The organism is Flavobacterium sp. RHBU_3 (assembly GCF_046613565.1).
In the GTDB taxonomy this organism is placed as follows: domain Bacteria; phylum Bacteroidota; class Bacteroidia; order Flavobacteriales; family Flavobacteriaceae; genus Flavobacterium.
Genome location: NZ_JBKJHC010000004.1, coordinates 1 through 25,254 on the forward strand (window position 1 = coordinate 1; position 25,254 = coordinate 25,254).

Annotated in this window: 25 protein-coding genes and 1 tRNA gene; 17 read left to right on the forward strand and 9 right to left on the reverse strand. The window is 43.0% G+C overall.

What is annotated here, in order from left to right; all coding sequences use genetic code 11:
- Positions 1-107: 107 nt before the first annotated feature.
- Both ACLI1A_RS06230 and ACLI1A_RS06235 read left to right on the forward strand, forming a co-directional pair.
- Complete coding sequence (locus ACLI1A_RS06230) at positions 108-407, forward strand: YkvA family protein (RefSeq protein ID WP_411407224.1); 300 nt, start codon at positions 108-110, stop codon at positions 405-407.
- An 81-nt stretch (positions 408-488) separates the two neighbouring features.
- A complete protein-coding gene (locus ACLI1A_RS06235; protein ID WP_411407226.1) occupies positions 489-782 on the forward strand; it encodes a hypothetical protein in 294 nt (97 codons plus the stop codon).
- Positions 783-834: 52 nt separating this feature from the next.
- Here ACLI1A_RS06235 and ACLI1A_RS06240 read toward each other — a convergent pair.
- Both ACLI1A_RS06240 and ACLI1A_RS06245 read right to left on the reverse strand, forming a co-directional pair.
- A tRNA-Ala gene (locus tag ACLI1A_RS06240) sits at positions 835-908 on the reverse strand.
- Between the two features lie 81 nt (positions 909-989).
- Entirely contained in the window at positions 990-1,616 is a 627-nt protein-coding gene (locus ACLI1A_RS06245) for a 2OG-Fe(II) oxygenase (protein ID WP_411407228.1), read from the reverse strand.
- A 97-nt stretch (positions 1,617-1,713) separates the two neighbouring features.
- On the opposite strand from ACLI1A_RS06245, the gene ACLI1A_RS06250 reads away from it, so the two are divergent.
- Positions 1,714-2,166, forward strand: a complete 453-nt coding sequence (locus ACLI1A_RS06250) for a 6-pyruvoyl trahydropterin synthase family protein (protein WP_411407230.1) — start codon at positions 1,714-1,716, stop codon at positions 2,164-2,166.
- A gap of 15 nt (positions 2,167-2,181) precedes the next feature.
- On the opposite strand, the gene ACLI1A_RS06255 is transcribed toward ACLI1A_RS06250, so the two are convergent.
- The 4 genes from ACLI1A_RS06255 to ACLI1A_RS06270 all read right to left on the reverse strand — a co-directional run bounded on the left by ACLI1A_RS06255 (position 2,182) and on the right by ACLI1A_RS06270 (position 4,778).
- Positions 2,182-2,823 carry an endonuclease III domain-containing protein gene (locus ACLI1A_RS06255; protein WP_411407232.1) on the reverse strand — a complete coding sequence of 214 codons (642 nt, stop codon included), beginning with the start codon at positions 2,821-2,823 and terminating at the stop codon, positions 2,182-2,184.
- A gap of 93 nt (positions 2,824-2,916) precedes the next feature.
- Positions 2,917-3,315, reverse strand: a complete 399-nt coding sequence (gene msrB / locus ACLI1A_RS06260; protein WP_411407234.1) for a peptide-methionine (R)-S-oxide reductase MsrB — start codon at positions 3,313-3,315, stop codon at positions 2,917-2,919.
- A 96-nt stretch (positions 3,316-3,411) separates the two neighbouring features.
- Positions 3,412-3,915 (reverse strand): peptide-methionine (R)-S-oxide reductase MsrB, encoded by a 504-nt coding sequence (gene msrB / locus ACLI1A_RS06265; RefSeq protein ID WP_411407236.1) that lies wholly within the window; start codon positions 3,913-3,915, stop codon positions 3,412-3,414.
- On the reverse strand, positions 3,912-4,778 hold the full coding sequence (locus tag ACLI1A_RS06270; RefSeq protein ID WP_411407238.1) for an alpha/beta fold hydrolase: 867 nt from the start codon (positions 4,776-4,778) through the stop codon (positions 3,912-3,914). Before ACLI1A_RS06270 ends, msrB (ACLI1A_RS06265) begins: the two co-directional genes overlap by 4 nt.
- Before the next feature lie 177 nt (positions 4,779-4,955).
- On the opposite strand from ACLI1A_RS06270, the gene ACLI1A_RS06275 reads away from it, so the two are divergent.
- Complete coding sequence (locus ACLI1A_RS06275; RefSeq protein WP_411407242.1) at positions 4,956-5,771, forward strand: M48 family metallopeptidase; 816 nt, start codon at positions 4,956-4,958, stop codon at positions 5,769-5,771.
- Positions 5,772-5,924: 153 nt separating this feature from the next.
- Here ACLI1A_RS06275 and ACLI1A_RS06280 read toward each other — a convergent pair whose 3' ends face one another.
- Positions 5,925-8,993 (reverse strand): T9SS type B sorting domain-containing protein, encoded by a 3,069-nt coding sequence (locus tag ACLI1A_RS06280; RefSeq protein ID WP_411407244.1) that lies wholly within the window; start codon positions 8,991-8,993, stop codon positions 5,925-5,927.
- A 224-nt stretch (positions 8,994-9,217) separates the two neighbouring features.
- On the opposite strand from ACLI1A_RS06280, the gene ACLI1A_RS06285 reads away from it, so the two are divergent.
- The 6 genes from ACLI1A_RS06285 to ACLI1A_RS06310 all read left to right on the forward strand — a co-directional run bounded on the left by ACLI1A_RS06285 (position 9,218) and on the right by ACLI1A_RS06310 (position 14,520).
- Complete coding sequence (locus ACLI1A_RS06285; protein ID WP_411407246.1) at positions 9,218-9,643, forward strand: response regulator; 426 nt, start codon at positions 9,218-9,220, stop codon at positions 9,641-9,643.
- 267 nt (positions 9,644-9,910) lie between these two features.
- On the forward strand, positions 9,911-10,318 hold the full coding sequence (locus tag ACLI1A_RS06290; RefSeq protein ID WP_411407248.1) for a 5-fold beta-flower protein: 408 nt from the start codon (positions 9,911-9,913) through the stop codon (positions 10,316-10,318).
- 211 nt (positions 10,319-10,529) lie between these two features.
- Complete coding sequence (locus tag ACLI1A_RS06295; protein ID WP_411407250.1) at positions 10,530-11,468, forward strand: type IX secretion system membrane protein PorP/SprF; 939 nt, start codon at positions 10,530-10,532, stop codon at positions 11,466-11,468.
- Positions 11,469-11,475: 7 nt separating this feature from the next.
- Positions 11,476-13,389: an OmpA family protein gene (locus ACLI1A_RS06300; RefSeq protein WP_411407252.1), complete on the forward strand. Its 1,914-nt coding sequence runs from the start codon at positions 11,476-11,478 to the stop codon at positions 13,387-13,389.
- A 123-nt stretch (positions 13,390-13,512) separates the two neighbouring features.
- Positions 13,513-13,908 (forward strand): hypothetical protein, encoded by a 396-nt coding sequence (locus ACLI1A_RS06305; protein ID WP_411407254.1) that lies wholly within the window; start codon positions 13,513-13,515, stop codon positions 13,906-13,908.
- A 174-nt stretch (positions 13,909-14,082) separates the two neighbouring features.
- Entirely contained in the window at positions 14,083-14,520 is a 438-nt protein-coding gene (locus tag ACLI1A_RS06310) for a hypothetical protein (RefSeq protein ID WP_411407256.1), read from the forward strand.
- A gap of 19 nt (positions 14,521-14,539) precedes the next feature.
- Here ACLI1A_RS06310 and ACLI1A_RS06315 read toward each other — a convergent pair whose 3' ends face one another.
- Positions 14,540-14,965, reverse strand: a complete 426-nt coding sequence (locus ACLI1A_RS06315) for a hypothetical protein (protein ID WP_411407258.1) — start codon at positions 14,963-14,965, stop codon at positions 14,540-14,542.
- A 166-nt stretch (positions 14,966-15,131) separates the two neighbouring features.
- Positions 15,132-15,512: a hypothetical protein gene (locus ACLI1A_RS06320; RefSeq protein WP_411407260.1), complete on the reverse strand. Its 381-nt coding sequence runs from the start codon at positions 15,510-15,512 to the stop codon at positions 15,132-15,134.
- 306 nt (positions 15,513-15,818) lie between these two features.
- Here ACLI1A_RS06320 and ACLI1A_RS06325 point away from each other — a divergent pair, with 306 nt between their 5' ends.
- The 7 genes from ACLI1A_RS06325 to ACLI1A_RS06355 all read left to right on the forward strand — a co-directional run bounded on the left by ACLI1A_RS06325 (position 15,819) and on the right by ACLI1A_RS06355 (position 25,245).
- Positions 15,819-17,840 (forward strand): peptidylprolyl isomerase, encoded by a 2,022-nt coding sequence (locus ACLI1A_RS06325; RefSeq protein ID WP_411407262.1) that lies wholly within the window; start codon positions 15,819-15,821, stop codon positions 17,838-17,840.
- Positions 17,840-18,697 (forward strand): hypothetical protein, encoded by an 858-nt coding sequence (locus ACLI1A_RS06330; protein ID WP_411407264.1) that lies wholly within the window; start codon positions 17,840-17,842, stop codon positions 18,695-18,697. Before ACLI1A_RS06325 ends, ACLI1A_RS06330 begins: the two co-directional genes overlap by 1 nt.
- Entirely contained in the window at positions 18,681-20,081 is a 1,401-nt protein-coding gene (locus tag ACLI1A_RS06335) for a peptidylprolyl isomerase (protein WP_411407266.1), read from the forward strand. The genes ACLI1A_RS06330 and ACLI1A_RS06335 overlap by 17 nt, the downstream gene beginning before the upstream one ends.
- 102 nt (positions 20,082-20,183) lie before the next feature.
- Positions 20,184-21,137 carry an AAA family ATPase gene (locus tag ACLI1A_RS06340; RefSeq protein WP_411407268.1) on the forward strand — a complete coding sequence of 318 codons (954 nt, stop codon included), beginning with the start codon at positions 20,184-20,186 and terminating at the stop codon, positions 21,135-21,137.
- 73 nt (positions 21,138-21,210) lie between these two features.
- Positions 21,211-21,594 carry a hypothetical protein gene (locus ACLI1A_RS06345; protein WP_411407270.1) on the forward strand — a complete coding sequence of 128 codons (384 nt, stop codon included), beginning with the start codon at positions 21,211-21,213 and terminating at the stop codon, positions 21,592-21,594.
- Positions 21,595-21,789: 195 nt separating this feature from the next.
- Positions 21,790-22,164 carry a hypothetical protein gene (locus tag ACLI1A_RS06350; RefSeq protein ID WP_411407272.1) on the forward strand — a complete coding sequence of 125 codons (375 nt, stop codon included), beginning with the start codon at positions 21,790-21,792 and terminating at the stop codon, positions 22,162-22,164.
- Between the two features lie 300 nt (positions 22,165-22,464).
- Positions 22,465-25,245: a bifunctional aconitate hydratase 2/2-methylisocitrate dehydratase gene (locus ACLI1A_RS06355; RefSeq protein ID WP_411407274.1), complete on the forward strand. Its 2,781-nt coding sequence runs from the start codon at positions 22,465-22,467 to the stop codon at positions 25,243-25,245.
- The last annotated feature ends 9 nt before the right edge of the window (positions 25,246-25,254 follow it).

Consider the following 25,254-nt stretch of genomic DNA (forward strand, 5'->3'; position numbering starts at 1 on the left):
GAAAAACCCTATCTATAACAGATAGGGTTTTTTGTTTTAGAGTCTGTCCGTATTAAGTGGGATATTTGTTTATATTTACTGTAAACTAACCCCTCAATTACATTATTATGGATGAAAATAACAGAAATAAAGTTACCTGGGCATCGGTATTAGCTGTTTTAAGCGTGGTTTATGCTATTAGTCCTGCCGATATTATTCCGGATATACCGGTAGTAGGATGGATAGATGACTTTTTTATTGTTTCCGCCGCAGGGCTTAACCTGCTTGAGAAGACTACTGATGAAACACATCAAACCTTAAAGAAGATTCTGAAGACTTTAAAATGGATAGTTATTGTGTTAGGTATACTGGTTATTTTACTTGTTTTACTACTGGGTACATTGCTGTATAATGTGTTTTCGCATTAGTAATTTTTAAAAACTTTAATATATCTTAAACATATTACAAGGAGGGCGTTTGCTACTTTTATAGTGTTAAAAACGATTCCTATGAAAAAGTTTCTGATTATTTCGGCCATATTATTCTGTTTTTCCGGCTCAAATGCGTTTGCATTTAATTCTGCACACTATAGAGTTATTTTCCAGGAGAAAGAATACAAAAAGATTAAAGTATCAGACGTTTCTGCCGATGCTTTGCAGAAAATAAAAAAACAATACGGTAACTATACCATAAAAGAAGCGTATAAAGCCGATGATGGCGAATACAAACTTGTACTTACAAAAGATGGTGTGGATTTAACAGCAACATTTACGCCAGCCGGAGATCTTATAAAGATTTACTAAATGGTATAAAAACAAAAACCGCAATACATTTAAAATGTTTGCGGTTTTTTTGTGGAGAATATCGGAGTCGAACCGATGACCTCTTGCATGCCATGCAAGCGCTCTAGCCAGCTGAGCTAATCCCCCGTTTGCGTGTGCAAATATAGTGTAATTAATCTGCTATATCCAAACTTTTTTATAAAAACATTTGTCAAAATCGCAGCAAAATCAGTTACTTGTTTTTAGCCAGCCGGTTATGCTCAGGCGCGGTTGCCTTACGGGCATTACTTCGTGCTCCAGTAATTGGCTTTCAAATACTACAACCCTTCCCTGTACGGGATTTATACTTATTGTTTCTTCTGAGCCGTCCGGTTTAGGTATGTATATAGCCAGTTGTCCCCCGAGTTCTTCATTCCAGTTTTCGGTGTTCAGGTAGCAAATAAGCGAAAGCTTGCGGCTGTTGCTGTTATGGAAATTATCCAGGTGACGCTTATAAAAGGTACCTTCGGGATAGAGTGCATAGTGGAATTCCTTTTGGCGTATGCCCATATAGCAGGTACGGTTAAGATATTCTGCAAAATCGGCTATTTTATCAAGAAAAATTCGTTCAACTCCAGCCGAAGTTTCGTCGAGCCAAAGGATAAAATCGCCACGTACAGCATCGGCTATGTGTTCGTCGGCATTATGTCCTATCGCTGATTTTTTAAATGAATCTTCTTCGTATTTAGATAAAAGATCAGCCCGTAATGCAAAAACTTCCTCAGGAGAGAAAAAACCGTCTACAATACTATAATTATTTTCAAGCAACCCGTCTATTACCTGTTCGTAAAGAGGGTTGGTCTGTAGATCTTCCATTTGATTTGTGTGTGTGAATGTGGCATCAAATATAGGATTATTTACCATACTTTTCCACGTGTTATTTACTAACTTTGCATCCTCTAATACTTTTACAATGGGTAAAATCAGAATCACCAAGCAGTTTACTTTTGAAACCGGACATGCACTATACGGATACGACGGAAAATGCAAGAATGTGCACGGCCACAGCTATAAGCTTTCGGTTACGGTAATAGGCAGTCCTATTACGGATACTACGAATGTAAAGTACGGTATGGTGATTGATTTTGGCGACCTGAAGAAAATTGTAAAGGAACAAATAGTAGATGTATTTGACCATGCTACGGTATTTAACCAAAATACGCCACACATAGAGCTTGCTAAGGAACTTAAGGACCGTGGGCATCATGTTATTTTGGTAGACTACCAGCCTACAAGCGAAAACATGGTGATTGATTTTGCTTCTAAAATAAATCCGTTACTTCCGGAAGGAATAGAATTGTTTTCACTAAGGCTGCAAGAGACCGATACTTCTTATGCAGAATGGTATCAAAGCGATAATCTGTAGCTGCAATATTCAATCTTAGCTTTTGTGTGCCTGGCAATATTCGCATACGGTATTCATCACACACTCGCTGTGCTTAGGATTGGTAGGACGGCAGATTTCACGGCCTAAAAATGATATTGCCATACCGGCATCGGCCCACATGCTTTGGGGTAATGCAGCCATAAGGTCTTTTTCTATTTTATCGGCATTTTTTCCCTTGGTTATGCCCAGTCTTGGCGCTACCCGTACCACATGCAGGTCTACCACTATACCCTCGGCCTGTACACCGGCTTCGCGCATAATTACGTTGGCCGATTTCCTGCCTACGCCTTTAAGTGCGGTAAGTTCCTTCAAGGTAGTAGGGATGTTTTTATCTTCTTTAATTTCCGAGGCTATATCCTGTAGCCACGCTATTTTATTGGTATGAAAGCGCACACTGCTCAAGGCTTCAGTTAACTCAGCTGTATTGGCTTTTGCCAATGCCTTCATATCAGGGTATTTCTTAAAGAAATCAGGAGCAATTTTGTTGATGTGTGCATCATTATCCTGAGCGCTAAGCACCACCATAACCAACAGCTGGTAAATATTACCGTAATGCAACGGGTGCTGCTTCCCTTTGTATTTTTCTACAAGGGGTTTAAATGCTTCGGGCCAGTTTGTTTGTTCGAATAAATTCATAAATTATCTTTTTAACCACATAGGTTTAATGCCTCATACTAATTCTGACTATGTGCCTATGTGGTTTGAAAATATAAAATAATCAATAAAAAATTAATGCTCTTCCCTAAAATCCACCGAGGCACTGTTTACACAATAGCGCTGGCCGGTTTCGGTAGGGCCGTCATCAAATACATGACCTAAATGGCTACCGCAATTAGCACACAGTATTTCTATGCGTTGCATACCGAAAGAGTTATCCTTAACGTACTCTACCTTGCCGGGTATGGACTCGTCAAAAGAAGGCCAGCCACAGCTTGATTTAAACTTGCTGTCGCTCTCAAAAAGCGGTTCGCCACAGGCACCGCAGCAGTAAGTGCCGTGTTCAAAATGCAGGTTGTACTGCCCACTGTGCGGAAACTCAGTGCCTGCCTGGCGTAGTATTTTATAGCGTTCTAAACCAAGTTGTTCTTTCCATTCGCCCTCGGTTTTTTGTACTTTGTAATTGCTCATTTTTTTATTTCCTTTCGTGTAGTTTATACAATACTAAGTTATGCCATTTACCCATATATTTTGGGAAATAGCGCAACCTTAACATCTGTCGTTAAATTATGGTGCCGGGATAAATTTTATAGATACCGAATTGGTGCAAAAGCGTTGCCCTGTGGTTTTTACAGGCCCATCGTCAAAAACATGCCCCAAGTGTCCGCCGCAGCGGGCGCACATTACCTCGGTGCGGTCCATGCCATAGCTGGTATCGTGCTTGTAAATTACCGAACCTTTTATGGCCTGGTCAAACGACGGCCAGCCACATTCTGAGTGGAATTTGTTATCGCTTTTAAACAATGGGTTACCACAGGCAGCGCATACGTAAGAGCCTTTTTCAAAAAACTCGTCATATTCGCCGGTGTGGGGCATTTCTGTGCCTTTATTGCGCAGTACATCATATTGGTCTGATGTAAGCTCGCTGCGCCACTCGTCGTCGGTTTTAGTAACGGGAAATTGATTTTCCGTTTTTTTGGCTGTAGTAGCTTTGGTATCTTTTTTCTTTTCCTGTCCCTGGCACGATGTAAGTGTAAGCACCATGGCCAGCAATATCATTAAATTTCTCATAGTCCTAAAAACAATAGTATTTCTTTTATTACGGTTTTATCGCCCAGTATTTTCCGGTGTCCCAGTCCTTGTGTAATGTACAATTGTGCATCAGCCAAATACGCCTTTACATGATGTGCTGCTGCTACCGGCACATCATCATCGTCTTCGTCGTGCATTACCAGTACCGGTATGCGTACTTCCTGTGCTGCTATATACGCTGAATAGCTGTTTATGGTTTCGCCAAACTTCTTTTCAAACATGCGTATCATCAGCTTACCGGTAGCAACTTTCATGCCTAGTTTTTGCCAGAAGCTGTCCATAATATCCTGTATAATATCGCCCCCGCCTATAATAACCGCTTTTTGTACCTGTAGCCCGCGTTTTATGGCGTTTAACAGAGCCATTGCCCCAAGTGAATGCCCTATGGCAAACTCAAACGGGCCAAATTCTTCCTGGAGTTGCAGGGCTGCAGCCATAAACTCGGTCATATCGCTGGTTTTACCGGGAGCCTTTCCGTGTGCGGGAGCATCAAAACTTATGGTGGTATAGCCACGTTTTACAAGTTTATTGGCTATGCTGCACAGCTGCGTGCCACGGCCACTCCATCCGTGTATCAGCAGTACTTTCTTTTCCCCGGTGCCGTAGGTGTATACGTGTACGCTTTTGTTTATCGATTTTATATAGAGCGTTTGCTGTGTGCTGTTGTGGTCCATTTCCACTTCGCGTTTCGGGAGCTTGTGTTTTATGGGAGTTGTAAAGAGTTTTATGCCAAATTTTGCCGCAAGTTTAGGCGATATGCTTTCAAGAATTTTTACTGTGGTAAGGATAATTCCCGGCACTTTAGCCGAAGCGTTATATTGTAATGGAGCAGGAGTATTCATGATATAGTATTGATTCTGTGTATAAAATTACGCAAAGTTACAAAAATACAATGCGCGCATAGTTTAATATGGCATTTAGATTGTATGTTCACAATACTTTAACTTTGTAGGATAATTTTTCAAAAAATATTATCATCTTAATTTTATAATTTTGCCTTTAACATAAAACAGCTCACCATGAAAACAAGAAACATAGCCATGGCAGGTGCAATGGCACTTACTATTGCGGCATGCAGTACTAATCCTATTACCGGTAAAGCGCAACTTAATGCTGTGCCAAACAGCCAGCTTTTTCCTACTGCTTTTACCCAGTACGACCAGTTTTTGAAAGAAAACAAAGTGATAACCGGTACCAAAGAGGCTGCTATGGTTACATCTGTAGGCCAAAAAATTAAGGCTGCAGCCGAAAAATACCTGGCTTCTTTGGGGCATTCGGATTATCTTGCCGGGTATGAGTGGGAATATAAACTGGTACAAAGTGATGAAGTTAACGCATGGTGTATGCCCGGAGGAAAGATTGTAGTATACAGCGGTATTTTGCCAATTACCAAAGATGAAGCAGGCCTTGCTACCGTACTGGGGCATGAGGTAGCGCACGCACTACTGAACCATGGTGGCCAGCGTATGACCGCCGAAATGGCGCAACAACTGGGTGCAGCCGGGCTTCAGGTGGCTACACAGGGTAAAAGCGAAACTACGCAGGCAATACTACAACAAGCCTATGGCGTAGGTGCTACATATGGTGCTGTACTTCCGTTTAGCCGCAGCCATGAAAGCGAAGCTGACAAAGTAGGCCTTACACTTATGGCAGTTGCAGGTTACAATCCGGACAAGGCTATTGAGTTTTGGCAGCGTATGTCGGCTAAGGCAGGCGGGTCTTCAACTCCAGAGCTGCTAAGCACCCACCCAAGCGATGCTACGCGTATTGCTAATATTACTAATGAAATCCCTCAGGCGAAGGCTAATGCCGCCAAACTGGGAGTAAAATATTAATTTTTTGGTTATACGGTGATTCGGTAATCAGAATCGCTTTATATATAAAAAAACAACACAAGCTACCCTTTTGGGTGGCTTGTGTTGTTTTAAATCACTACGAGTGAAGCCTTCTAAAAATCCAATCAATCTAAAAATCTAACAATCCTAATATCATCTCATCAAACTAAAGTGCCCCTTGTGTACCGTGCCGTCTGTACGTTTTACCACAAACCAGTAATCGGTGGCAGGCATACGGCGGCCGTTATAGGTGCCGTCCCAACTTTCGGTGTATTGCAGTACCGTAATCAGCTTGCCATAGCGGTCGAATATCTCTGTAACCAATCCGGCTTCCAGCGTACCGAATTCTATTCTCCAGGTTTCGTTATAAGAATCTCCGTTAGGGGTAAAGTATTTAGGATAGTTCAGTAGGTATACCGTATCGCTTACGGTGCCGCAACCGTTTTTATCGCGTACATAAGCCCGGTAGCGACCCGGTACCAGTCCGGTAAATGTATTGCTGTCCTGCCAGTTAACCCCGTCTATAGAATATTCATAGTCGCCCAGGCCGGTAGCATATATCTCAATCACGTTATTTTCATCGGTCCAGTCGGTTAACTCAAAACCTGTTATAATAGCCGGGTTAGACAGTATTACTGTAAAGTCCTTTACGCTTGTACATACCGTACTGCCATGGTTTTGGGTAACTGTTACTGTGTATGTACCTGCCTCATCTATAGTAATGCTTTGAGTAGCCTCTCCGGTAGACCATGTGTAGGTATCAAAGCCCGTGCCCGCATCTACTGTCACCGTACTGTTTTGGCACAGTGTTACGGTATCGTCTACGGTAATAACGGGTATATCTACCAGTTGCAGGGTAAGTGTTACCACCTGGTAGCATTTGTCCGACGATTCTATCCTTACATACAGCGTATGTGTACCGCTAAGCAGTGCGTAAGCTTCAGGTGAAGTAATTTGCTGCGTGGCTATTTTCTGTGCGGCTCCCTGTGCAGAGGTGTAATACAGGAATACGCTGGAAGTATCGGTAGTAAGCTGCGTTTGGTAAGCGGTAAGGTCTACCGTTTCGGTGCCGTCGTTACTTTCATCACACACAATGTCCGATGCATTGCTCACAGGTATTGACGGCGATACTATGCTTACCGTTACGGCAAATCGTGTCTGGCTGTCGCAGCCGCTTAAAGTTTGCGTGGCGTAGTAGGTAGCCCCGTCTGTTAATGATGTGTATGATGTAAGCGCGGTGCCGCCTGTTGCTGTGCTGTACCATTGTATTGCCGTTCCCGTGGCTTCCAGTAAGGCCACGGTAGGGTTTTGTGTAGTACAGAACTGTTGCGCTGCATCGCCGGTTGGGGCAGCTACATTCAGTACCGTTACGGCTACGGGTATCCGCAGGCTTTCGCAAAGGGTTACCGTTTGGCTGGCGTAGTAGGTCGTACCATCAGCCAACAGGGTAGAAGCTGCCAATGCGGTACCCCCGGTAGCTGCTGCATACCATTGTATGTTAGTGCCTGTTATAGCTACATCGGCCAGAGTAGCATTATTGTATATGCAAAATGTTTGTGCGGCATCGGCTGTGGGTAGCGGTTCGTTATTTACATAAGCGTTTATGGTTACCTCAAGCGGATCGGACAAACACCCTAATGTGTTTTTTGTCAAAATTGTATAGGTAGCTGCTGCCAGGTTGCTCTTTGTAGCAGTTGTTTGCCAGATGGCGCCGTTATCAAAACTGTAAGCGGCTTCACTGTCAGTTACAGTAATGGTGCCTGTAGTTGTTATACAGTCGGGCTGGGTAACATTTACGGTAGGCAAGGGAGGGAAACCCGTAGCTTCCGGCACGGTAACCGTTGTAGCATCAGACGAGCAACCCTGGGCGTTTTTCACTTTCAGTTGGTAATCCCCCGGAGGTACAGCAGCCACGTTAGCGGTAGTCCATGTAGCTCCGTTATCAAAACTGTAAAAGGCTTCGGTGCTGGTTATGGTAATGGTACCGTTTGCATCGGCGCAGGTGGCAGGGGCAGCTGTTGTTGCGGCAGGAGCATCGGGTATACCGCTGCCTACGCTTACGTGTACGGTAGTAGCTGCCGATACACAGCCTGTAGTGGTGTTTTTTGCCGTAACAGGATAGTCACCCTCGGCAAGGGCGCTAAACGTGGCAGACGATTGATAATTCACCCCGTCTATACTATACGTGGCACCGGTAGGCGATGTTATGGTTATGCTTCCCGTAGGGTTACCACACTCGGTAGGGTTACTGGTGGCTACGGGGGCATCGGGAGCATCGCTGATGGTTATCGTAATCAGGTTACTGGCCACGCGGCACGCAGGCGATGCTATGTTACTGGTTTCGGCAGTAGAAAGCCGGTACATATACACGCCGGCTGTGCTAAGGCTTATAGTGTAAGTTGTAGTTGTAGCCGCCGATATATCCGTCCAGGTAGTGCCGTTATCAGTGCTTACCTGCCACTGGTAGGCAGGGTTAGTGTATACCCCGGTGGTTACAATTTCGCCGCTAAGGGTGTAGTTTACCGTTTGCCCTTCGCATACCTGGGCGCTTGTAGAAGAGTTATCGCTTATTTGTGAGGTAACTGTGGGGCCACAGGGTGCAAAGGCAATATCATCGAGTGCTATGTCGTTTCCGGGCATGGCGCCTACTTTGTTATTCCGCATGCGTATTACCACGGTATCTATACCGTCGGGCGTTTGGAAGTAAAAACCAAACTGTTTCCACAAGGCACTGCTTGCCAGCGGAATATTTCCGGTATTGTACGATTCCAGTATGGTGCCGTCTGTTTTTTCTATGGTAAAAGTAATGTTTGGCGTACTGTTGTCCTGGCTTTTCAGCAGGTTCATTATCCACGCCGAAAATTCGTAAGTGGTGTTAGGGCACAGCCCTGTAACCGTATTTTTATAAAAATAATCGGTAACCGATGTACTTGCGTTTACCACCATCATATAGCCCCCGTTTCCGGTATGGTCTGTGGTGGTCCACCAGGTGTTAGGCGTGTTGGTGGTTTTTTCTATGGTATAGCTGCCGTCGTTCGGAAAATCGGCACTGGAATAGGTGTAGCTGGTAATGCTGCTGCCCAGTGCAGGTCCGTGGCTGCTGGTACCGGTACCAAAATCAAGTTTTACAACAGGATCACCCAGGCTGCCGCTGCACAGTTGTGCATAACCCGAAAAAACTGCCAGTAACAGTGCGGCAAGTAAAAAACAATTGCGTTGCATATTGGTTATTTTAGCAAATACGAATGTAACGCTTACATAAAGTGGTAATTGTGTTTTTGAGGTAAAGCAATAGTTATGTGAGGTAAATTGTCTTTGCTTAAAAATGAAAAACAAATTACCGAAACAATATTGTCATTGGGCGAAGGTAAAATCCTTCCTGCCGTTATAGATAAAAAAATGTGGATGGGCTGGGTACTTTTACATCAGAAATAAAAATCAACCCAATGAATGCCCATATTATTTTAATTGACGATGATGACGATGACCGCCTCCTGTTTCGTGAAGCCATAACAAGCACCGGTTTTTCGGGTGTTTTTAGTGAACACCATTCCGGTAAAAGCTTTATTGATTATATGGATAATACTGATGCCGTAACCCCATGTCTTATTTTCCTGGATATTAATATGCCTGCTATAGACGGTTATACCTTGCTTAAAATTATACGCGGTAACCGTTCGTTTGGTAACAGTAATGTGGTAATGTACACCACCGGAAATAACCATTTTGACGTACAGTTTGCCGAGCACAGCCAGGCTTCGGGGTTTGCAGCAAAACCGCGCGATTACCACCGGCTGGAGGAAATAATACAAAATGCCGTGCAGCAGTTTTTACCTCCAAAGGAGCCTATGGACTTTTTTTGTATGACATAAAACTTTAGTAATTATATTTTTTAGGACGGGCCGCTGAAAAGCGGCTTTTTTTGGTTTTAATTTATTAGTAACGAGGTTTTTGATTAAGGGGTGGAGAGATAAAAGTTGCGTTTTTTCTTACTCAGGAAAACGCAGATTACAATATTGTTACTATATTGCACTATAAATGGAGCCAACCCCATTTACAACCAAACCAAAAAAAACACTTACAATTCCCGTAGGGGAGGGGTAAGCTACCAACCGTAACCAATAAATTTTTATACAACCATGAAAAAAGTTTTCTTCATTGCAGCATTTGCGCTATGTGGCGCAGCAGTACAGGCACAATCTATCGAATCGGGAAGCCACAGCACGGCCGGCTACATTAAAAGCGACGGTACCATAGAGAACAGCAGCCACAGCACCGTAGGCTACATTAAAAGCGACGGTACTATAGAAAACAAGAGCCACAGTACCATAGGCTATATTAAAAGTGATGGTACTATAGAAAACAGCAGCCACAGCACAGTAGGCTACGTAAAAAGAGACGGTACTGTAGAAAACAGCAGCCACAGTACTATAGGCTATGTAAAAGACAACGGCACTGTAGAAAGCAGCAGCCACAGCACCATAGGTTATGCCAGTGGTGTTAAAAAAGAGTGGGCTGCGGTGGCATTCTTTTTCATTAAGCTTTAAAATTGATTTTTCAGACAGATTAAAAAACAATCCCTTATTTGTAGAGACGCATTGCATGCGTCTCTTTTTTGTTACAATATGTTTTTATTGTGAGGCGCATTGCATGCGTCTCTTTTTTATTTCGTAAGTTTTTAAATTGTGCAACACATGCCATGCATCTCTACAGAAAAAACACTATTTTTACAACTTATGGCCAATATTACCAAGGTTTATGCGGAACATTTACGCTGTTATTAAAAAATATATCCCTATCCCTGTGCTGTTCCTGGCAGTGGCTACGTATGCCCAGCAGGAACCCCAGTACACCCAGTATATGTACAATACCCTTACGGTAAATCCCGGCTACACGGGTTCACCGGGCGTGCTGCAGGCTAACCTGTTGTACCGCAACCAGTGGGTGGGCGTACGCGGTGCACCGCAAACACAGGCGTTTAGCATTCACACTCCGTGGAGCGAATATTACGAGAATATAGGCGTGGGCCTCAGCGTGGTAAACGACCGCATAGGCCCGAGTGACGAGGTATATGCCGATGCCAACTTTAGCTACAGCATACACACCGGCGAGGAAAGCAAGCTGGCTTTCGGGCTTAAGGCAGGCGTACGCGTTATGAACATTGACTGGAGCCGTGGTACCTACTACCAGGATGGCGACCCGCTGCTTAATACAAACATTAATAACCGATTTAACCCTACCATAGGCGCCGGTATTTATTACTATACTGATAAGTGGTATGCCGGGGTTTCGGTGCCAAATTTTATACAGAACAACTATTATAATGATGTGCAGGAAAGCATGATGGCCGATCGCCTGCATTATTATGTTATAGGGGGCTACGTTTTCGACCTGAATGAAAACGTGAAGTTTAAGCCTGCCGCATTGGTTAAAATTGTAAACGGTGCGCCCATAACGGCTGATGTTTCGGCCAATTTCCTGTTGCAGGAGGTGGTAACGCTGGGAGCCGCTTATCGTTGGGACGACTCAGTAAGCGCACTGGCGGGTATACAGATAAACCGCAATATTTTTGTAGGCTACTCTTTTGACTATTCGGTTACCGAACTGAACAAGTACAACAAAGGTACACATGAGTTTATGCTGCGCTTTGAGCTTGCCCCGAAAACAAACCGTATAAAATCGCCACGCTTCTTCTAATCAGCTTATGAAAAAATACTACTACACAGCAGCCCTGTTTTTTTGCATAGCTACCATGATGGGGCAAGGGGTGCTGCGCAAGGCAGAGATACACTTCCGCGACCTGGCCTATACCCAGGCCGCCGCCGAATATGAGCAATACCTTGAAAAGGAAAAGAATCCCAAGCAGGAAGTACTGCTCCACGCCGCCGAGGCTAATTATTATATAAGCAATACGGGTGCTGCCATGCGCTTATATGAAAAGGCATACACACAAAATAAAAACCTCCCTGCAAAAGACATGCGCTATTACATACTGGCGCTGCGTGGTGAGGAACATTATGAACAAGCCGATGCATTGCTTTGGAACTATCTGGCAACGAAAGACACGATACTTCAAAACAATAAAAGCCAAAAGGAACAGTTGGTTGAATTGACCCAAAAAGGTGAGAAATACAAACTGGACAATCTTGCGGTAAACACCGATAAATCCGATTTCGGGGTGGTGTTCTTTGGCAAAAAGGTAGTGTACACTTCCGCTAAGGATACTGTGCGCGACGGTGCCAAAACCTATGCATGGAACCAGCAGCCGTACCTGTCGCTTTTTGTAGCCGACCTGAATGCCGATGGTACCTTTGGCAAAGAAAAAGTATTCCTTAAAAATGCCCAGACCGATTACCACAACGCTGCGGTGGCTTTTTCGCCCGACCTGAAAACGGCCTACGTAAGCGTAAACAACGTAAGTAAAAGCAACCGCCTGCAAAACGATAAGGCAGGTACCAATAACGTTCAGATAATATACGGTAGGGTGAGCGGCGAACGCTTTGACAAAAAGCAACCTGCACCGTTTAATAATGCCGATTATTCGGTGGGGCAACCTGCATTGAGTCCCGATGGGAAGTGGCTGTACTTTGTAAGTGATATGCCGGGCGGCTATGGTGAAACCGATATTTACTACTGCGAAATATACAGCGACGGCAAACTGGGCAACCCTAAAAATGCCGGGTCGGTGATTAATACCGAGGGTAAGGAAATGTTTCCGTTCCTTAAGGGAGATGTACTGTACTTTTCGTCAGACGGCCATTATGGCCTGGGCGGACTCGATGTATTTACCAGTACCGTAAGCGGTGTGGGGCAGTTTTCGCTTCCGCAGAATATGGGTAAGCCTGTTAACAGCAACCGCGATGATTTTGCCTATGTGCTTTCGGCCGACGGTAAACTTACCTACCTGAGTAGCAACCGCGCAGGGGGCAAGGGCGATGACGATATTTACCTTGTAACACCTAAAGAAGACGAACCCTGTGTAAAAACAGTTAAGGGTTCTGTAACCAATACTAAAGATGGTTCGCCTATAGCGGCGGCTACCGTTAAGGCGGTAAAGGCTGATGGTACGGTAACTACATCGGTGCAAACCGACGCGCAGGGGCATTATGAGTTTAGCATTCCGTGTGACGAGAGTGTAACCGTAATTGCCGAAAAACCGGAATACACTACCGAGCAGGGCGTGATTTCTGCCGACCCTGTGGAGCTTGATTTTAAACTAACAGCCTATGCTGATTTGGTTACCAAAAAAGAGAATGCCGAAATGATAGACATCAACCCGATTTATTTTGATTTCGACCAATACTACATCACCCCGCTGGCAGCCAAAGAACTCGATAAAGTGGTGTATGTAATGGAGCATTTCCCGAATGTGGTAATTAAGATAGAATCGCATACCGACAGCCGCGGTAAGGACGAATACAACCTACGCCTGAGCGACGACCGCGCCAAAAGCACCTACAGCTATATTGTGAGCAAAGGCATAGACCCTAAACGTATAGAAAGCGTAAAAGGCTTTGGCGAAACCCGCCTGCTGAACAAATGCAGCAATGGTGTACAATGCAGCGAAGAAGACCACCAACTAAACAGAAGGAGTAATTTTATTATTGTAAAGAAGTAGTTGTTGGTTGATAGTTGTTGGTTGATAGTTGTTGGTTGTTGGTTGTTGGGAGCTTCACTCGATTAAAACCCTCGCTATCGCGAGTAACGGAGTAAGTCAATCTTATAATATTTGATTTGTAAAATGAAATTTTCCCCATTGCTATTACTTACAGCCTTTTGCTTTTCTTCCTGCGGATTTGTTACTAACAAACAGGTTGTGGGGAAATACCACATTATAGCCATTGATGTAGCTGAAGATGCCTGCCTGGCTTACGAAACAGGGGATGGTAATTATGTAAGTCTTGTGGCTGCTGAAGTTATTTCATATTGCAATGATGAAAATAACATTTATGTAAAACAACGCCTCAACACCAAGGAAGATAAATCCTTTTTCAGTTATTACATAGTGCCTATTGTTGCAGATACCGTTGCCATTTACCCTGAAGAACGTATTATAGGCCCTTTGAACGAACTGGAATTTTATAAGGAGATTTCACGAATAAGCATTGAAGATTTGTATTTCAAGAACGTAAACTAATCAAGTGTTAGTAGTAAAAATATTTTTTTCATGATTATTGGTTTTTATTTAAAGATGCATTTTTCACGCACCGTCTTTGCGAACGCAGCGCAGCGGAGTGCGGCAATCTTGTAAAACGAAGCAATGATTTTGGTTTTTTATAGCACAAAGAGATTTTAAAATTACCAGGTAATTATGACTGAAAAGCCTATAGAGAAATTAACGCCTAAGGAAGAATTAATAAGAGGCATTGTTGTTTTATCACTATTTATAGTAGTGGTATTCCCAATTTTGTATTTCACTAGTGGTTCTTATAATAAAGAAATTGACGAAAATAAAGTTGTATCTATTGGTAAGTTCAGTTATTGTGGAAATTCAGGCAAAACTTATAGTGCCTTTATTGTGTATTATATAGATAATAAAAAGTACAAAGAGGCGTGCGATGTCTGCCCGGATAATTATGAAGATATGCTGAAGAAATTTTATGTTATAAACTATTCGTCTTTAGATCCGGAGAAGGTTAGGGTAGATTTTACAAAACGGGTAACAGATACAGTTGCCTTACGTCGCGAAGGCTTCAGCCAGAATGAAATAAAACGGAGTTTAAAGCCATGGGTACCTGACTCACAATAAAGGTTAATTCGCTATTAAACTACATCGTATACAAATGCACAAACACCTCATTATTGTTGGTAAAAAAGCAAAATCCCTGTAGCAGTGGCGATTTAATAAAAATCTTGGGGTCGGCCCAGGTTATGGGTACCCGGAGGTAATCTCCCTTATCTTTAAAACAATCTTTTACCGACTGCGGAAACCAGGGCTTCATAAAGCTTTTATCCAGTTGAGTTTCACTGTAAGGTTCTGTGCTGCATTGCTGCTTTACCTTTTCAAAATCAGCATCATCCAGTTTTATTACTGCATTAATGTAATAATCAGTCGGCCCTAAATCCACACGGGGGTTTTCAACTACTTTTTGAGAAACCCACAGCACCGAAACAGGTTTTACAGGCAAATTGATAAGCCTGCCTAATACAACAGCATCGGTACGTACCTCAGGCTGTTTATCAGAACAGGACATTGTTATCAAACAGACAAACACAGCCGGAACGATGTATTTCAGGAAACGCTTCAAAATTACTTTTTTGCTAATATACGGTTTCTAACGCTGTGTGTACCTGAAGTCTATTTGTATAAGGCAAAATAAACGGAATGCTGTTAATTTTCGGGAATTTGTAGCAAAATTCTTATTGTCGTTTAAAAGTAGATACCGTCTGTTCACAATTGGCACAATCCAGATAAAAATACAAGGTTGTAAGCTTAAAAGTATTTTGATCAACTATCTCTATGTCATAAGTAAAACTACGGGTTTCATCTTCAGGGTCACTAATTACAAGTCGCCCATCCTGAATGGCGTAGTTGTAGTTTTCTGTACTTATTTCACCCTGGTATAGTAATGTTGTTGTAGCATCCTCAAATTTAAAAACATAATTTTCAGCCGGTGCTTTCTCTACCCATGTTCCTTTAAGGTAGGCCGCGTTAAGTGTAGGAGTGCTATTATCATTATCGTTATTACACCCGGTTAGTAAAATACTACATAGTGTTAGTAGTAAGAATATTTTTTTCATGATTACTGGTTTTTATTTATAGATGCATTTTTCCAAAGCGGGTTGCGCGCGTTTTGAAAGTTTTTAGGATTCTTTCCGGTTCTTTCTCAAAGAGAGTGTAACTTCACTTTTCTGTTTTAAGTTTCAACCTGCTCACAGGCTTAGCAGCTAAGAAGCTTAGTGGCTAAGTCTCTTTTTAGCACATATTCCTTGCACAATACCGTTGATTGTTTACTTTTGTGGGTCGCAAACCGTAAGCAGGCATACTATTTTGTATACTGCTGCGTTTAGTTAACCGTATCACAGATATATAAATTAAGCTTTATAATGAAATTAAACAGGTTTTTTTCGGGCCTTTTAGCGGCCTCTGTTGTTGTAACCGGTTGTAAATCATCAAAAGAAACTACTAATGCCGAGCCGGTTGTAACCGCTGCCCCGGCCCAACCGAAGGAAGTACTTTTTACCGTTAACGACAAGCCTTACTATACCGATGAGTTTGAAAGGGTGTATAAAAAGAACCTGGACCTGGTAAAGGACGATTCGCAAAAAGACCTTAACAACTACCTGGACCTGTACATAGGTTATAAACTAAAAGTAAACAAAGCCTACAAGCTGGGGCTTCAGGATAATAAAAAATACCAGGGCGAGCTAAAAAGCTACCGCAACCAGCTGGCTAAAAACTACCTGACCGACAGTAAGGTTACTGCCGAGCTGCTACAGGAAGCCTATGACCGTTCGCTTAAGGAGGTACGTGCATCGCATATACTGATAATGGCCGACGAAAACGCTACTCCTGCCGATACCCTTAAGGCATACAATAAAGCCGTAGAAGCCCGTAAGCGTGTGCTTGCCGGTGAAGATTTTGGAAAAGTGGCTGCCGAGCTTTCGGAAGATCCTTCTGCTAAAGAAAACAAAGGCGACCTTGGGTACTTCTCAGTGCTGAGGATGGTATATGCTTTTGAGACTGCTGCTTTTAATACTCCAAAAGGGCAGGTGAGTAAGCCGGTACGTACCCGTTTTGGTTACCACATTATTAAGGTAACTGACGTAAGGGACAACCGTGGCGAAATTACCGTAGCACACATTATGGCCATGAAGCCTAAAAAGCAAGATGCTGCTGAGGCTGAAAAAGCAAAGACCAAAATAGAAGATATTTACAAGAAACTACTGCAGGGTGAAGATTTTGCTGCACTTGCAAAACAGTTTAGCGAAGACAAATCGAGTGCTGAAAAAGGTGGTGTGCTAAACACTTTCAGTAGCGGGGAGCTTACTTCTCAGGAGTTTGAAGACCATGCTTTCGCACTGAAAAACCCGGGCGATATGTCGCAGCCGTTTGAAACACAATTTGGCTGGCATGTTGTAAAACTGATAGAAAAGAAACCTGTAAAAACTTTTGAGCAGGCTAAAACCGAATTTGAAAACCGCATTAAGCGCGACGAGCGTTCAAGGCTTATTTCTGAAAGCTTTACGGCTAACCTGAAAAAGAAATACAGTGTTGAGAAAAACAAGGCTACTTTCGACCTTGCTGCCAAAACACTTACCGACAGTATTTACAGCATGACCTGGAAAATGCCTGCTCAGAGTGCTGCTTATGCCCAGCCAATACTTACCATAAACAAGGATAAGAAACTTACAGGCAGGGATTTCCTTAACTACGTTTCTACACAGCAAAACTTGGGTATTACTGCCAAGCCGGTGGCTCATGCTGCTGAGGTACTGTTTGATAAATATACCAATGAGCAGATAAACGCTTACTACAACGAAAACCTTGAAAAAGAATTCCCTGAGTTTGCTCAGGTAATGGATGAATACCGCGACGGCCTGTTGTTGTTTGACCTTATGGAAAAAGAAATATGGAACCGTGCCAAAACGGATTCTGTCGGACTTCAGCAGTACTACAATGCCCATAAAGATGCCTACCAGTGGAAAGAAAGGGCTGAGGTAGAAATTTATTCTTCTACCGATATGAAGAAGGTAAATGAGGCACGCCAGCTACTACTAAAAGGTAAGGATGTAAAAGCCATTAAGGCCAAACTGAACACTAAAGACAAAGTAAACATTATAGATAAAACAGGTACCTTTGAAACCGGTACCGATGCTATGCCAAAACTTACTGCCTGGAAAACGGGTGTAAGCGAAGTAGTAAAAGAGGGTAACTACTACTATGTGGTAAAAACCAAAAAAGTACTGCCTGCAGGGCCTAAAACGCTTGAAGAAGCCAAAGGCCGTGTTATAAACGACTACCAGCAGTACCTGGAAAACACATGGGTAGACGACCTGAAGAAAGAGTTTACTGTGAAAGTGAACACTGATGTTTTTGAAAAAGTAAAAAAAGAGCTTAACCAGTAATGGGTAAAAAAGCGCTGCTGTATATATTGATGGCCTTGGGGGCATTTTCATGCGGACGGAAGAATGATACCGTGCGTAAGGAAGATGCTGTGGCCCGTGTGGGTGATACCTACCTTGCCAAAAGCGAGATAGAGGGACTGGTGCCACCCGGTACATCTAAAAAAGACAGTGCTGCCATAGTTAAGGCTTTTATAGACCGGTGGGCTTCGCAAAGGCTAATGTATGAGGCTGCGAATGTAAACATAGGAGAAGAAAAGCAGGAAGAGCTTGATGAGCTGATACGCCAGTACAAAACGGATTTGTATACGCGTGCCTACCTTGAAGAAATGGTAAAGCAGAGTGTAGACACTACCGTTACAGATGAACAATTGGCTCAGTATTATAACGACAATAAAGAAAATTTCCGTACTACGGGAATGCTGGTAAAACTGCGCTACCTGCGTATGGAAAAAGACCATGCCAAGTTTGCATTGGCGCGCCAGCGTTTTCTTAGCGGTAATAAAAAAGACAGGAAGGCGCTTACAGATATGTCGCTTTACTTTAAAAGCTACGCCTTTAACGATACTATATGGACAGATATGAACGAAGTGTACCAAAAGCTGCCGTTTATATCGCCCGATAACAGGTCGCGCTACATATCTGGGGGTATATCGTATCAGTATCCTGATTCGGCCGATGTGTACCTTGTAAAGGTAAACAAGGTGCTGGACAGGAATCAGGTGGCGCCCTACGAGTATATAAAGCCCACACTAAAAGAGGTTATAATAAATAACCGCAAACTGGAGTTAATTAAAAAGATCCAAAACGACATTACGGATGATGCAATTAAAAATAAAAAGTATGAAGTTTATAAATAGCAGGCTTGCCGCGTTTTTGTTACTTGCACTGGTGAGTTTGCCTGCAGTGGCCCAGGAGATTATTAAAGATACTGTAAAGCCGCGTCCGGCAGCCCGTCCCGGTAAGGTAAAGGTAGACGGCGTAGTAGCAGTAGTGGGCGACTATGTGGTACTGGAATCAGATATTGACCTGGCGTACAAAGAACTTCAAACACAAAATATACCTACCGAAGGTATTTCCCGTTGCGAAATGCTGGGCAAGCTTATGGAGGACAAACTGTATGCCCACCAGGCCATACAGGATAGTATTGTTGTAAGCGATGCCGAGGTTAACGAGCAGATGGACCGCCGTATAGATTATTTTGTGGAGCAGCTGGGTTCTTCTGATAAAATGGTGGAATATTTTAAAAAGAAAGACCTTGATTCGTTTAAAACGGAACTTTTTGAGATGATAAAAACTCAGGAACTTACTTCGCGTATGCAGAAGAAAGTAATTGATGAGGTAGAAATAACTCCGGAAGAGGTGAGGCAGTTCTACATGAAATTCAAGAAGGAGGAAATACCGCAGTTTGGTGCCGAAATGGAGATTTCGCAAATAGTGGTTAAACCGGTGATATCCCAGGAAGAAAAACAAAAGGTCATCGACCGGCTTAAGCAGATAAAGAAGGATGTGCAGGAGGGAAGCAGCTTTTACAGTAAAGCGGTACTGTATTCTGAAGACCCGGGTTCTAAAAACAGTGGCGGGTTTTACAAGATAAACCGTAAAACTGCTTTTGTAAAAGAATTTAAGGATACAGCTTTCAGCCTGGAGGAAGGAGAAATTTCAGATCCGGTAGAAACCGAATTTGGGTACCACCTTATTTATGTAGAAAAAATACGCGGGCAGGAGCGTGATGTACGCCACATACTTATGTCGCCTAAGATAACTCCACAGTCACTTAAAGACGCTAAGGAAAAGATTGAAAAAATCAGGCAACGTATAGCTAGCGGAGCCATAAGCTTTGCCGATGCTGCACGTTCTGAGTCAGATGACAAAGAGACCAGGAACAGCGGTGGCCAACTGATAAACCCAAGTTCACTGGGTACCCGTTTTGAGCTTACAAAAATGGACCCTAATGTGTATAACGAGGTTTCTGGGCTTAAGAATAACGAAGTGTCTGAGCCGATACTGGATGTAGACCGTCGTGGCACTCAAACTTATAAGTTGTATGTGGTAACAAACCGCTACGATGAGCACCCGGCAGACTATGCGCTAGACTACACAAAAATTAAAGAACTTGCTCTTAAAGAAAAGCAGATAAAAACCATAGCCAAGTGGAGCGCCGAAAAAATTAAGGATGCTTACATTAAGGTTAGTGGCGACTATAAAGGCTGTAAATTTGCAAACAACTGGCTGAAAAAATAAACTGCAATTGCAGATATTATTAGGCAGGGAATAAAATTATTTATAAGTTTGAAGCTAAGGTATGAGCCTTAGCTTCATTTTTTAAAAACCGATTCAGAAACTATGTCAGACGTAGCAGCGATACAAAAATTAGTAGAAAAACAGGCCGCATTAAAACAGGAAATAGCTAAAGTAATCGTGGGCCAGCAAGAGGTGGTAAACCAGATAGTGCTGAGCATTTTTTCGGGAGGGCATGCCCTGCTGGTAGGTGTACCCGGCCTTGCCAAAACACTTATGGTAAACACCATCAGCCAGGCGCTGGGGCTCGACTTTAAACGCATACAGTTTACGCCCGACCTTATGCCAAGCGACATACTGGGAAGTGAAATCCTCGACGAAAACCGTAACTTTAAGTTTATAAAAGGGCCTATTTTCAGTAATATTATCCTTGCTGACGAGATTAACCGTACACCGCCTAAAACACAGGCGGCACTACTGGAGGCCATGCAGGAAAAATCGGTTACCATAGCCGGTGAAAACCATAAGCTGAGCCTGCCGTACTTTGTACTGGCTACACAAAACCCGATAGAGCAGGAGGGAACCTATCCGCTGCCTGAGGCGCAGCTGGACCGTTTTATGTTTGCCATAAAGCTTGATTACCCTACATTTGAAGAAGAGGTACAGGTGGTAAAGAGCACCACCGCCGATAATAAGGTAACTATAAACCCACTGTTTACAGCTGAGGAGATTGTAGAGTTTCAGCACCTGATACGCCGTATACCGGTTGCAGATAATGTTATAGAGTATGCCGTGAAGCTGGTAAACAAAACCCGTCCCGGCAATGCCCTGAGCAACGACTACGTAAAAACGTATCTGGACTGGGGTGCCGGGCCACGTGCTTCGCAGAGCCTTATCCTGGCTGCTAAGGCCAATGCCGCGTTAAATGGTAAATTCAGTCCTGATATAGAGGATGTACAGGCGGTAGCCACCGGAGTGCTGCGCCACCGTATCATTAAAAACTACAAGGCCGATGCCGAAGGTATCACCGAAGAAACGATAATTAAAAAGCTGTTTTAAAACAGCTTTTTTTATTATATAATAAATTGTTGAAAATTAAGTTGTTATTTTAAGTAACCAAATATCAACAATTATGAAAAAACACCTTTTACTATTCCCTGAATTGTTTTTTGCAGCCCTTGCCATTTACTGGGCCTATGAAAATTTTACCGCAAGCAGTTCTGTAAATTACATTGCCCTGGTAGTGGTGGTGGTAATGCTGTTCCAAATGGTTTTCGGCAAGAGGGTACTGGGTCTTATCATGGGAGCCATGCTTACAATGTTCTCTTTTTACATGATGCTTGCCGTGGTTTCAGAATATAGGGATTTCCCTGAGGGCGACCCTGCCGGTACACGCTTTCTGTTTACTGCTTTAGGCTTTTTTCTGCTTTCGGTACTTACCGGCCTGGGTATGCTGCTCAAATACGGGCAGCAGAAAAGCACCCCTGCTGTGCCTCGTACAAGGATTACGGCATAAAATCTTATATTTGCGGTAATACTAAGTTTGCTGTGCGTTCCATTTGCTTTGCCTGTTCGGGTGAAGCCCTCGGGTCGACCGTAGCGTAGCGAAGTAGAGAAATCTCATTATAAGTCAATTTGAGATTTCTCGGCTTCATTGCATTTCGCTCGAAATGGAAGAGCGGGCAACTCAGTCTTTTTTAATGCTTTAAAAATGAACAAACTCCTTCGTTTTGCCCCTGCAATATATTTTATCCTGTTTACCGTATTATGGTTTTTACAGGAATACGACAGCCTGGGTGTGGTTAACTATCCGTGTATAGCGCTATTTATAGCGCTTGTAGCGCAACTGTTTACTAATAATAAAACCACGGGTTTTCTGTATGGGATATTGTTTGTAGTAGTGTCTGGGTTTATGCTTATCACTTCCTGGATTTCGTATTCCCAAACCGTTACTACCGCTTCCGGGGCAACTTTTTATACAATACAATTCGGTTTTTTCGGCTTTAGTATGCTTATGGCAGTGCTAATGGTGTACTACAACCGCTACTATCATTACGTTGCTAAGGAAGCGAAAAAATCGGTGTAAGTAATTACACAAAACTAAAACGTTTGAGCGGTCGCTTAGCTCAATAAAACCGTTGGGGTGGTTTGTTGCAAATGTATAATTTTAGGCAGAATTTTTATATTTTGATAATATGAGGTTAAAATAATAACAATTCCTAACGAAACCCCTGTTTAACATAAAACTTTTGAATTATTTTCATTAAAGTAGAATGTTTATAAATAATAATTTTACCAATCTAAAGAAACGATAAAAATTTTTTAATTGAAATAAGTTTGAGTAAATTTACAGACTTTTTTAACAAACGAACATAAATATTTAATTATGGCTTTCGGTGCTATTTATAACGATTACATAAAAGAAATTGAAGAAAGAAAAGCCCTTGGGCTTCACCCTAAACCAATAGACGGGGCGGAATTATTAACTGATATTATTGCTCAGATACAAGATGCAGGCAATCCGCACAGGGCAGATTCTGTTAAGTTTTTTATTTACAATACTTTGCCGGGTACTACTCCGGCGGCAGCTGTAAAAGCTGTATTCCTTAAAGAAATTATTCTGGGTAACGCTGTGGTTGAGGAAATCACTCCGGCGTTTGCTTTCGAATTACTATCACACATGAAAGGTGGTAAGTCAATCGAGGTATTGCTTGATCTTGCCCTTGGTAACGATGCTGCTACTGCTAAAGCGGCGGCTGATGTACTAAAAACTCAGGTATTCCTTTATGAGGCTGACACTGACCGTTTAAAGGCGGCTTATGCTAACGGTAATGCAATTGCAAAAGAAATCCTTGAGAGCTATGCTAAGGCAGAGTTCTTTACACAGCTTCCTGAAGTACAGGAAGAAATAAAAGTGGTTACTTATATTGCTGCTGAAGGTGATATTTCTACCGACTTGCTTTCACCGGGTAACCAGGCGCACTCACGCTCAGACCGCGAACTTCACGGTCTTTGTATGATGACACCTGCACAACAACAGGAAATCAAAGACCTGCAAATGCAGTTCCCTGATGCAAGCGTAATGCTTATTGCCGAAAAAGGTACTATGGGTGTAGGTTCATCTCGTATGTCGGGTGTAAACAACGTAGCACTATGGACCGGTAAGCAGGCAAGCCCTTACATTCCGTTTGTAAACATAGCGCCTATTGTAGGTGGTACTAATGGTATTTCGCCTATCTTCCTTACTACGGTAGACGTTACCGGCGGTATAGGTATCGACCTTAAAAACTGGGTTAAAAAACACGATGCCGATGGCAACCTTGTGCGTAACGACAAAGGCGAGCCGGTACTAGAGGAGGTTTACTCGGTAGCTACAGGTACGGTGTTAACCATCAATACAAAAACTAAAAAACTATACAACGGCGACCAGGAACTAATAGACCTTTCTAAGTCGTTCACGCCTCAAAAGTTAGAGTTTATCAAAGCCGGCGGTTCTTACGCTGTGGTATTTGGTAAAAAAATACAAACATTTGCCGCCCAAACTCTGGGTATTGAAGCACCAACGGTATTTGCTCCGTCAAAAGAAATTTCTATTGAAGGACAAGGCCTTACTGCTGTTGAAAAGATATTCAATAGGAATGCGGTAGGTGTTACACCGGGCAAGCGTTTATATGCAGGTTCAGACGTTCGTGTTAAGGTAAATATTGTAGGTTCTCAGGATACTACAGGCCTTATGACGGCTCAGGAACTTGAGTCTATGGCAGCTACCGTAATTTCGCCAAGCGTAGACGGTGCTTACCAGTCAGGTTGTCACACTGCTTCGGTTTGGGACAAAAAAGCGCAGGCTAACATCCCGAAACTAATGAAGTTTATGAATGACTTTGGTGTAATCACTGCACGCGACCCTAAAGGTGTGTATCATTCAATGACCGACGTTATCCACAAAGTACTTAACGATATTACTGTAGACGAGTGGGCTATCATTATCGGTGGTGACTCGCACACAAGGATGTCTAAAGGTGTTGCCTTTGGTGCCGACTCTGGTACTGTGGCGCTTGCACTGGCTACAGGTGAGGCTTCAATGCCTATCCCTGAATCAGTAAAAGTTACCTTTAAAGGTGAAATGAAAGAGCACATGGACTTCCGTGATGTGGTTCATGCTACACAGCTTCAAATGCTTCAGCAATTTGATGGTGAAAACGTATTCCAGGGCAGGATTATAGAGGTGCACATTGGTACGCTACTGGCTGACCAGGCGTTTACATTTACCGACTGGACTGCGGAGATGAAAGCTAAGGCGTCTATCTGTATTTCACAAAACGATACCCTTATCGAATCATTGGAAATAGCTAAGAGCCGTATCCAGATTATGATTGATAAAGGTATGGATAACCACAATCATGTACTGCAAGGACTTATAGACAGGGCTAACAAGCGTATTGAGGAAATAGAATCAGGTATTAAACCTGCACTTACTCCGGACGAGAACGCTAAATATTACGCTGAAGTTGTAATAGACCTTGACGTTATTGCTGAGCCAATGATTGCTGACCCGGATGTAAACAACGAAGACGTTTCTAAACGTTATACTCACGATACTATCCGCACTATTTCGTACTACGGTGGCGATAAAAAAGTAGACCTTGGCTTTGTAGGTTCTTGTATGGTTCACAAAGGCGATTTGAAAATTGTTTCTCAAATGCTAAGGAACCTGGAAGAACAACAGGGAGAGGTTAAATTTAACGCTCCGCTTGTAGTAGCTGCGCCTACTTATAACATTATCGACGAACTGAAAGCTGAAGGCGACTGGGCACTTTTAGAAAAGTATTCAGGCTTTGAATTTAGTGATCTTCTACCTAAGAGCACCGCCCGTACAGAATATGAAAACATGATGTACCTGGAGCGTCCTGGCTGTAACCTATGTATGGGTAACCAGGAAAAAGCGGCTAAAGGAGATACTGTAATGGCTACATCTACCCGTTTGTTCCAGGGACGTGTGGTTGAAGACAGCGAGCGCAAAAAAGGCGAATCGCTACTGGCTTCTACACCGGTTGTGGTACTGTCGGCAATTTTAGGTCGTATTCCTAATATTGAAGAGTACAAGGCAGCAGTAGAAGGTATCAACCTTACCAAATTCTCTCCGTCTACTAAAGAGCTGGTAGGATAGTTTTTGGCG